Origin of the sequence: Nocardioides sp. (genome assembly GCF_036401255.1) — a bacterium.
Classification (GTDB): Bacteria; Actinomycetota; Actinomycetes; order Propionibacteriales; family Nocardioidaceae; genus Nocardioides.
On record NZ_DASWVI010000183.1, the window covers coordinates 1 to 8943 of the forward strand.

The following is an 8943-nucleotide window of genomic DNA, read 5'->3' on the forward strand; positions in this document are numbered from 1 at the left end:
CGCGGGCGCTGCTCGAGCACGTGCTGGACTCCGGCGGGGAGGCGACCACCGGGTCGGCCCGGCACACGGTGCTGCCCGAGGACGCCACGACCCCCGCCGAGGAGCTGCTCGCGCGGCGGCTGCTGGTGCCACGCTCCGGAGGCGTCGTCGTGCTGCCCGGCGAGGTCGGCATCGCGCTGCGCGGCGGCCGGACGACCACCGACCCGGTCGACGAGGAGCCCGAGCTGGCGACCGCCGCCCGGGACGCGGCCGTGGTCGACCGGGCGGCCGCCGGCGCGGCGTTCGAGGCCGTGCGTCGCGTCGAGCTGCTGCTGGACCACTGGGGTCTCACGCCACCGACAGCCCTGCGCTCCGGCGGCCTGGGCGTACGCGACCTGCGGACGACGGCGGTGCAGCTGCACGTGGACGAGCCGACGGCGGCGCTGCTCGTCGAGGTGGCCGCGGCGGCCGGGCTGCTCGCGACCGCGGCCGACCCGGACGGCAACCCGGCGTGGATCCCCACCGACGCCTTCGACCAATGGACGAACCTGTCCGTGGCGGAGCGCTGGGCGGCGCTGGTCCGGGCCTGGCTGGACAGCCCCCGGCTGCCCGGACTCGTCGGCTCCCGCGACCCGGCCGGCAAGGTCTGGAACGCGCTGGCACCGGAGCTGTCCGGCGTGCACCAGGTCGAGAGCCGGCGGATGGCGCTCGACGCGCTGGCCGAGCTGCCCTCCGGCGAGGTGCTCGCCACCGGCACCGGGGTCCCGTCGCTGGTGCGCCGGGTCTCGTGGCGCCGGCCGCGACGCCCGCGGACCCGCGCCGACCAGGTCGCCTGGGCCGTCGAGGAGGCCGGGGTGCTCGGGGTCGTCGCGCTCGGCGGGCTGGCGTCGTACTCCCGGCGGCTGGTGGGCGGCCACGAGGCCGAGGCGGTCGCAGAGCTCGCCGGACTGCTGCCCGAGCCCGTCGACCACGTGCTGCTCCAGGCCGACCTCACCGCGGTCGCCCCGGGCCCGCTGGAGTCGCGGCTCGCGCGGCAGCTGCAGCTGGTCGCCGACGTGGAGTCGCGCGGTGGCGCGACCGTGTACCGGTTCACGCCGGCGTCGGTACGCCGGGCCCTCGACACCGGCTGGACCGCCGCCGAGGTGCACGACTTCGTCGGCTCGGTGTCGCGGACGCCCGTGCCCCAGCCGCTGAGCTACCTCGTCGACGACACCGCCCGGACGTTCGGCACCGTCCGCGTCGGCCACGCCGAGGCGTTCTTGCGCTCCGACGACGAGGCGGCCCTGACCGAGCTGCTGCACCACCCCAAGGCCGCCTCGCTCGGGCTGCGCCGGATCGCCCCCACCGTGCTGATCAGCCCGACCCCGCTCGACGTGCTGCTCCCCCGCCTGCGCGATCTCGGCGCGGCGCCGGTGGTCGAGGCCGCCGACGGCACCGTGCACGTCGCGCGCCCGGACCTCCTGCGCGCCCGCACACCGCGCGAGCACCGGGCGCGGGCGGCCAAGGTGGTGCGCGAGACCGCTCATGCCGCGCACGCGGTGACCGCGATCCGGGCCGGCGACCGGGCCGAGCCGACGCGCAGCGAGACGCCGGCGGTGACGCTCACCCCGAGCGGCTCGATGGCGGCGCTGCGCGAGGCGGTCGAGGCCGGCCAGACCGTGCTGATCGGCTACCTGGACAACCAGGGCGGGCGCTCGGAGCGGCTGGTGGACCCGGTGCGGGTCGAGGGCGGCTCGCTCACGGCGTACGACCACCGCACCGACGACGTCAGAACCTTTGCTGTGCATCGCATCACGACCGTCCGTCCGGTCGCTCCTGATCCGTAAACTTGAAACATGGACTTCCTCCGGTACGCCGAGGCCGCCGCGGCCCTCCTGAACGCCGACATGGCCGATGTCGACGACCTGGTGGCGTACCTGCACGGCCGCGAGTGGCTGCACGACCGAGCCGCCGATCGCGACTGCATGCTGCTGCGCAAGTTCCAGCGCGAGCTGCGGCCGGTGTTCGAGGCCGGCTCGGCGGAGGACACCGCCGCCGTGGTGGAGCGGCTCAACGACCTCATGAGCCGCCACCCGGTCACGCCGCGCATCTCCGGCCACGACGACCACGACCTGCACCTGCACGTGGCCACCGACAACGCCAGCGTCGCCGAGCTGCTGATCGGCGAGTCGCTCCTCGGCCTCTCCACGCTGGTCTGCGACCTCGGGCCGGACCGGCTCGGCGTGTGCGCCGCGCCCCCGTGCACCGCGGTCTTCGTCGACACCTCGCCGAACCGATCGCGCCGCTACTGCTCCGAGCGGTGCTCCTCGCGCGCCAACGTCGCGGCGTTCCGGGCCCGGCAGAAGGCCGTGGCGACCTCGGCCTAGCCGCTCCTCCGTAGGCTTGCCCGGTGAACGACGGCCCCCTCATCGTCCAGTCGGACAAGACGCTGCTGCTCGAGGTCGACCACGAGCGCGCCGTCGACTGCCGCAAGGCGATCGCGCCGTTCGCCGAGCTCGAGCGCTCCCCGGAGCACATCCACACCTACCGCCTCACCCCGCTGGGGCTGTGGAACGCCCGCGCCGCCGGCCACGACGCCGAGCAGGTGATCGACACCCTGCTGGAGTACAGCCGCTACGCCGTGCCGCACGCGCTGCTGGTCGACGTCGCCGAGACCATGGCCCGCTACGGGCGGCTGCGGCTGAAGAAGCACCCGATCCACGGGCTCGTGCTGGCCTCGACCGACCGGCCGGTGCTCGAGGAGGTGCTCCGCGCCAAGAAGGTCGCCGGGATGCTCGGCGCCCGCATCGACGACGACACCGTCGTCGTGCACGGCTCGGAGCGCGGCAACCTCAAGCAGGCGCTGCTCAAGCTCGGCTGGCCGGCCGAGGACTTCGCGGGGTACGTCGACGGCGAGGCCCACCCGATCGCGCTCGAGGAGACCGCGTGGCACCTGCGCGCCTACCAGCGCGAGGCGGCCGAGTCGTTCTGGCACGGCGGGTCCGGGGTGGTGGTGCTGCCGTGCGGCGCCGGCAAGACCCTGGTCGGCGCGGCCGCGATGGCCCAGGCCCAGGCCACGACGCTGATCCTGGTGACCAACACCGTCTCGGCCCGGCAGTGGAAGGACGAGCTGGTCCGGCGTACCTCGCTGACGGCGGACGAGATCGGGGAGTACTCCGGGGCGGTCAAGGAGATCCGGCCGGTCACGATCGCGACGTACCAGGTGCTGACGACGAAGCGTCACGGCGTGTATCCGCATCTCGAGCTGCTCGACGCCCGCGACTGGGGGCTGATCGTCTACGACGAGGTGCACCTGCTGCCGGCCCCGATCTTCCGGATGACCGCCGACCTGCAGGCCCGCCGCCGGCTCGGCCTGACCGCGACGCTGGTGCGTGAGGACGGCCGCGAGGGCGACGTGTTCTCGCTGATCGGCCCGAAGCGCTACGACGCGCCCTGGAAGGACATCGAGGCCCAGGGCTGGATCGCGCCGGCCGACTGCGTCGAGGTGCGGGTGACGCTGCCGTCCTCGGAGCGGCTGGCCTACGCGACGGCCGAGCCCGAGGAGCGCTACCGGCTCGCGTCGTGCACGCACCACAAGATCGACGTCGTGCGCTCGCTGGTGGAGTCACACCCCGGCCAGCCGACGCTGGTGATCGGGCAGTACATCGAGCAGCTCGACGAGCTCGCGACCGCCCTCGACGCACCGGTGATCAAGGGCGACACCCCGGTCAAGGAGCGGCAGCGGCTCTTCGACGCGTTCCGCTCCGGCGAGGTCGGGCTGCTGGTCGTCTCCAAGGTCGCGAACTTCTCCATCGACCTGCCCTCGGCGGAGGTCGCGATCCAGGTCTCCGGCTCGTTCGGCTCCCGCCAGGAGGAGGCGCAACGGTTGGGGCGCCTGCTGCGGCCCAAGTCCGAGGGCAAGACCGCCCACTTCTACACGATCGTCTCCCGCGACACCGTCGACGCCGAGTTCGCCCAGAACCGGCAGCGGTTCCTCGCCGAGCAGGGCTACGCCTACCGGATCGTCGATGCGGAGGACGTGGGGGCCTAGGCGCCGTCGGGATCCCCGGTGGACCGGGGATTCCTCCGCTTGTCGGCCGTTGCAACGGGCGACAAGCGCAAGAAGAGGCCGACCAGTCCTGGGAGTACGGCGTTCAGGTCAGCCGTCGACCTCGAGGATGTCGTTCTCCAGCCAGGCGCCCCCTGCCTCGCCGCCGACCGGGTGCTGGCGTACGACGACGCCGGTCTGCACGTCGATCGCGACCTCGTGGTGGTCGGGGTAGCGGTAGTCGACGAACCGGTCGCCCCACTCCTCGCGGTCGACGACCGGCGAGCGCAGCAGTGAGCAGCAGCCGCACCGCGGCTCGTAGCCGTCCAGCGGCCGAAGCCGCGCCTCCCACGTCGGGCGGCCCGCCGACTCGCCGGACCGGACGTCGAAGACCTCGACGTCGTGGCTCAGCTCCACCGGGTCGAGCATCGCGATCCAGGAGTAGTTCTCCCAGAACAGGCCGTCGTCGTCGAGGTCGGGCCGGTCCGCCACCAGCCCGTCGGGGCGGTACGTCGCCGCGGGGGGCCGCCAGCGGCCGGTAGGCCGGCCGTCGCGACGTTGGGAGTCCAGGTTGAGCGGGACGGGGGTGCCGTCGGCCCCGCGGAGCCGGATGCCGTCCGGCCGCGCCAGCCAGGCCTCGACCTGGTCGCCGTACCGCCCACGCAAATGGGACGACCGGTGCCGGAGGTGCAGCGACGTCCAGCGCCACGGCGAGCTGCGCGCCAGGGCCCGGAAGTCGTCTGCGGTCGGGGTCACGGGCTCACCGTAGATCGGTGAGACGGCCGGCGCCCACCGGGTATCGGCGTCGCTACGCTGCGCCCCATGAGCGACGACCAGGTCATGTTCACGCTGGACGAGTCAGAGCAGGTCACCCACTGGTACAACGTCGTGGCGGACCTGCCCACCCCGCCGCCCCCGCCGCTGCACCCCGGCACCCACGAGCCGGTGGGGCACGACGACCTGGCGGCGCTGTTCCCGATCGAGCTGATCCTGCAGGAGGTCAGCGGGGAGCGGTACGTCGAGATCCCCGAGCCGGTGCGCGAGGTCTACCGGCAGTACCGCCCGAGCCCGCTCTACCGCGCGCGCCGCTGGGAGCAGAAGCTCGGCACGTCGGCGCGGATCTACTACAAGTACGAGGGCGTGTCGCCCGCGGGCTCGCACAAGACCAACACGTCGGTGCCGCAGGTCTACTACAACTCCCTGCACGGGGTACGCCGGCTGACGACCGAGACCGGGGCGGGCCAGTGGGGCACCGCGCTGGCCTACGCCTGCTCGCTGTTCGGGCTCGACTGCGAGGTGTGGCAGGTCGGGGCGTCGTACGACTCCAAGCCCCAGCGCCGCACGCTGATCGAGGTCTTCGGCGGCTCCGTGCACCGCTCGCCGAGCCGCCTGACCGAGTCCGGCAAGGCGTTCCCGGAGGGCCACCCGGGATCGCTCGGCATCGCGATCTCCGAGGCCGTCGAGGTCGCCGCCCAGGACGACACGACGAAGTACGCGCTCGGCTCGGTGCTCAACCACGTGCTGCTGCACCAGACCGTGATCGGCGAGGAGGCGCTGCGCCAGCTGGCGAAGGCCGGCGAGTCCGGCGCCAACCTCGTCATCGGCTGCGCCGGTGGCGGGTCGAACTTCGCGGGCCTGTCGTTCCCGTTCCTGCGCGAGAAGCTCGCCGGCACCCAGAGCCCGCGGATCCTCGCGGTCGAGCCGACGTCGTGCCCGACGCTGACCCGCGGTGAGTACCGCTACGACTTCGGCGACACCGCCGGGCTCACCCCGCTGATGAAGATGTACACGCTCGGCCACGACTTCGTGCCGTCCCCGATCCACGCGGGCGGCCTGCGCTACCACGGCATGGCGCCGCTGGTCTCGCACGCGGTGCACGAGGGGCTGATCGAGGCGACCGCGCTGCACCAGAACGAGTGCTTCGAGGCGGGTCTGGAGTTCGCCCGCACCCAGGGCATCGTCGCGGCTCCGGAGTCGTCCCACGCGCTCGCCCAGGCGCGCCGCGAAGCGCTCGCGGCGGCCGAGACCGGCGCGGAGCCGGTGATCGTCGTCGGTCTCTCCGGGCACGGCCTGCTCGAGCTCGGCGCCTACGAGAGCTTCCTCTCCGGGCACCTCGAGGACGACCCACTCTCCGACGAGGACCTCAGCACGGCGCTGGCGGGCGTCCCGCAGCTCTGAGGCAGCGCTCGGGCCCCGACCTGTCAGCCGAAACCCGCGCGACACGCCGAGCCACCCCGGCGTGTCGTGCGGGTTTCACCGGCTGACCGGTGAAACCCGCACCACCGCACACCCTCAGCGCGAGGGCGCGACGTACACGGTCTTGACCGCGGCCTTCTTGCCCACCTTGACCCGCAACGTCAGCGACTCGCGTCCCTCACGCTCACCGTCGCGGCGGGTGGGGATCGCGACCGCGACGGTGCGCCCGCCCGCCCGCAGCCGTTCGAACATCATCGGGCGCAACGAGGAGAGTCGCTGGTCCGGATCGGCATCCGGGCCGAGGTGCTGGCGGACCCAGTCGGTGCCGATGTCGCCGACGGTGACCTCGGGTCGCGGACCACGCACGACCCGACCGCTGACGAACAGCTCGTAGTCGACGCGCTTGTCCAGCGTGATCAGCCACACCGCCGGCTGGCCCTCCTCGACGACCCGGGAGACCCGCTGGACGGTGATCCGGGGCGCCGGGTCGTCGTCGAGGACGGTGAGTCGACCGAGGTAGTTGTCGGTCATCACGTTGCGCGACGCCCAGGTCGCCACCGTGGTGATCGCCCTGGGGTAGTCGTCGGCGCGGTCGGGGGTGTAGGTCACCGGCACCCGGGCCAGCGTCTGGCCGGGCGCGAGGTCGAGCTGGAAGCGCTGGAGCGCGCCCCGGGACTGACCGGCGGTCAGCACCACCAGCCGTGCCGGGCGGGTCAGCTCACCGTTGACGACGACGGGGACGTACGCCGTGACCGGCGACCGCCCGTCGCCCTCGAGGATCCGGACGCTGCCGACGTCGACGGTCGGCATGCGCAGGTCGGGCACCGCGGCGAGCGTGGCCGGTGCCGAGGCCAGGTCCGCCACCCAGACCCGGCCCCGGTCGCTGTGGGCGACCAGGTCGACCCGGACGATCCGCGTCAGGTCCACGCCGGTCGCGCCGGACGCATCGGCGCTCAGCGTCTGCGCCCAGTACTTGCGGGTGTCGAGGCCGCCGTCGATCGCCGGCAGCGCACCGTCGGTGGCGCTGAGCAGCGCGCTGGCGCCGTCGGCGTCGGTGATCCGGACGCCGAGGTCCGCCGGCCCCACCGCCGGGTCGACGATCGTGCGCAGCTCGAGCCGTCCGGAGCTGAGGTCGAGCGGGCGGTCGAGCAGCAGCCCGCCGCTTTGTCCGGCCGCGGTCCACGACATCTCGAAGAACGTCCGGGAGGGCACCCGCTCGTACTGCTCGGGCCAGTGCGGCCGGACCCCGGCGTAGTCGAGGCCGTGGGTGCACGACGCCACGCGGTCGAAGCTGCTCACGCCCTGGCACAGACGGGTCTCCGCGCCGTCGGGCAGCGACCGGTCCGCGCCGAGTCCCGGCGCGCGCTCGTCGCGGCCGCCACCGATCGCGTGGCTGAGGACCTGCGCGTCACCGGTGGAGGCCACCCGCACCCGCGAGCCGTCGAACATCGGCAGCAGGTCCTGCTCGCCGTCCGCGAACAGGTGCACCGCGCCCGCGACGTACGCCGTGCCGACCGCCTGCTGCTCCTGCGGCGTGAGCCGGTCGGGGTCCTTGCGCCCACAGGTGCCCCGGGGGTTGCCGCCCCAGTCGTCCCACGCCGGCGCCTGCGCGAGGCCGGGGGTCCACTCGGTGTTGAAGTAGTTGTGGTTGGCGCCCATCACCAGCACCGAGCTCTTCAGCGAGGTGTCGCCGGTGGTGAGGTCGCGGGACCCGTCGGTGAACTTCTGCCCCTGGAGGTCGCTCACGTCGCCGTCGCAGGAGGGCAGCAGCGTCACCGTCGGCACGTACGGCGCGGTCTGGGCACCGAAGTCGGTCGGGGCGATCAGCACCTGGCCGACGATGCGGTACGGCGCGCTCAGCGGGATCTGGATCGAGGCGCGGTCGACGCCCTCGCCGCCGCGGCTGTGGCCGACCAGCACCACGCGGTCGAGGTCGACCTGGTGGTCCGCGGCGATCGTCGCCCAGTGGTCGAGGTGCCGTTCGATGATCTCGGCGCGGGCGTCGGCCCCGCCGTCGGTGAGGCGCCAGTCCTGGCCGTTGATGCCGTTGACCCGCACCGACACGGTCGCGTAGCCCTGCGAGGCGAGCACCCGCTGGACGTAGTCGTAGCCGAGCTCGCTGGGGATGTCGCGCAGCGGCGCCTGGCACGGCCAGTCGCTGTAGGCGTCGGGGTCGGCGGGGTCGAAGCACACGCTGTGGCGTCCGTGCAGGAACAGCACCAGTGGCCGCGGGCCGGTGGCGGCGTCGGCGGCCGGCTCCACGACGTGGCCGACCATCTCGATCGGCACCGGCATGCCGGGCAGCTTGACCGGGTCGAGCTGGTAGTCACTGGAGACGATCGCGTAGTCCCCGGGCGTGGCCGGGTCGACCGGCAGCGTCTCGGTGCCCGGCAGGTCGAGGGCTTTCGCCGGCGCGGTCGCCGCGGCCCGGTAGCGGTCCGCGCCGCGCTCGTCGAGGCGGTCGCCGGACAGCAGTACGTCGTACTCGGCCGGGTCGGGCCGGGTCGGCGAGGTGACCACGGCGCGCACCGTGCGACCGTCGGCGGCGAGCTCGGGCGTCCCGACCTGGGCGTCCGCGGGTCCCACGATCGTCGGCCGGTCCGACGTCAGCGGGAACGGGCTCGGCGAGCGCCAGGAGACGACGTACCGGCCCGAACCGTTGGCCTGCACCTGCCAGCCGGCGGCGTCCGCGCCGGACCCGACCGCGCCGGACCCGACCGCGCCGGAGCCGACCGCGGCGG

6 protein-coding genes are annotated in these 8943 nt (G+C 73.7%); 4 read left to right on the forward strand and 2 right to left on the reverse strand.

What is annotated here, in order from left to right; genetic code table 11:
* The 3 genes from VGD85_RS08640 to VGD85_RS08650 form a co-directional block, all read left to right on the forward strand.
* A partial coding sequence (locus VGD85_RS08640; protein WP_331063049.1) for a helicase C-terminal domain-containing protein occupies window positions 1-1805 on the forward strand: 1805 nt, incomplete at its 5' end.
* Between the two features lie 9 nt (window positions 1806-1814).
* Entirely contained in the window at window positions 1815-2345 is a 531-nt protein-coding gene (locus VGD85_RS08645; RefSeq protein ID WP_331063050.1) for a CGNR zinc finger domain-containing protein, read from the forward strand.
* Between the two features lie 23 nt (window positions 2346-2368).
* Entirely contained in the window at window positions 2369-4009 is a 1641-nt protein-coding gene (locus tag VGD85_RS08650; RefSeq protein ID WP_331063051.1) for a DNA repair helicase XPB, read from the forward strand.
* Window positions 4010-4117: 108 nt separating this feature from the next.
* On the opposite strand, the gene VGD85_RS08655 is transcribed toward VGD85_RS08650, so the two are convergent.
* The gene (locus tag VGD85_RS08655; protein ID WP_331063052.1) at window positions 4118-4762 is read right to left on the reverse strand and encodes a hypothetical protein; all 645 of its coding nucleotides are present in this window, start codon (window positions 4760-4762) and stop codon (window positions 4118-4120) included.
* A 66-nt stretch (window positions 4763-4828) separates the two neighbouring features.
* On the opposite strand from VGD85_RS08655, the gene VGD85_RS08660 reads away from it, so the two are divergent.
* Window positions 4829-6184 carry a TrpB-like pyridoxal phosphate-dependent enzyme gene (locus VGD85_RS08660; protein ID WP_331063053.1) on the forward strand — a complete coding sequence of 452 codons (1356 nt, stop codon included), beginning with the start codon at window positions 4829-4831 and terminating at the stop codon, window positions 6182-6184.
* Between the two features lie 114 nt (window positions 6185-6298).
* Here the strand turns inward: VGD85_RS08660 and VGD85_RS08665 are convergent.
* A partial coding sequence (locus VGD85_RS08665; protein ID WP_331063054.1) for a hypothetical protein occupies window positions 6299-8943 on the reverse strand: 2645 nt, incomplete at its 5' end.

Coding starts and splice junctions, on each gene's coding strand:
- VGD85_RS08660 (WP_331063053.1), top strand. CDS start 4,829: ATGAGCGACGACCAGGTCATGTTCACGCTGGACGAGTCAGAGCAGGTC.
- VGD85_RS08645 (WP_331063050.1), top strand. CDS start 1,815: ATGGACTTCCTCCGGTACGCCGAGGCCGCCGCGGCCCTCCTGAACGCC.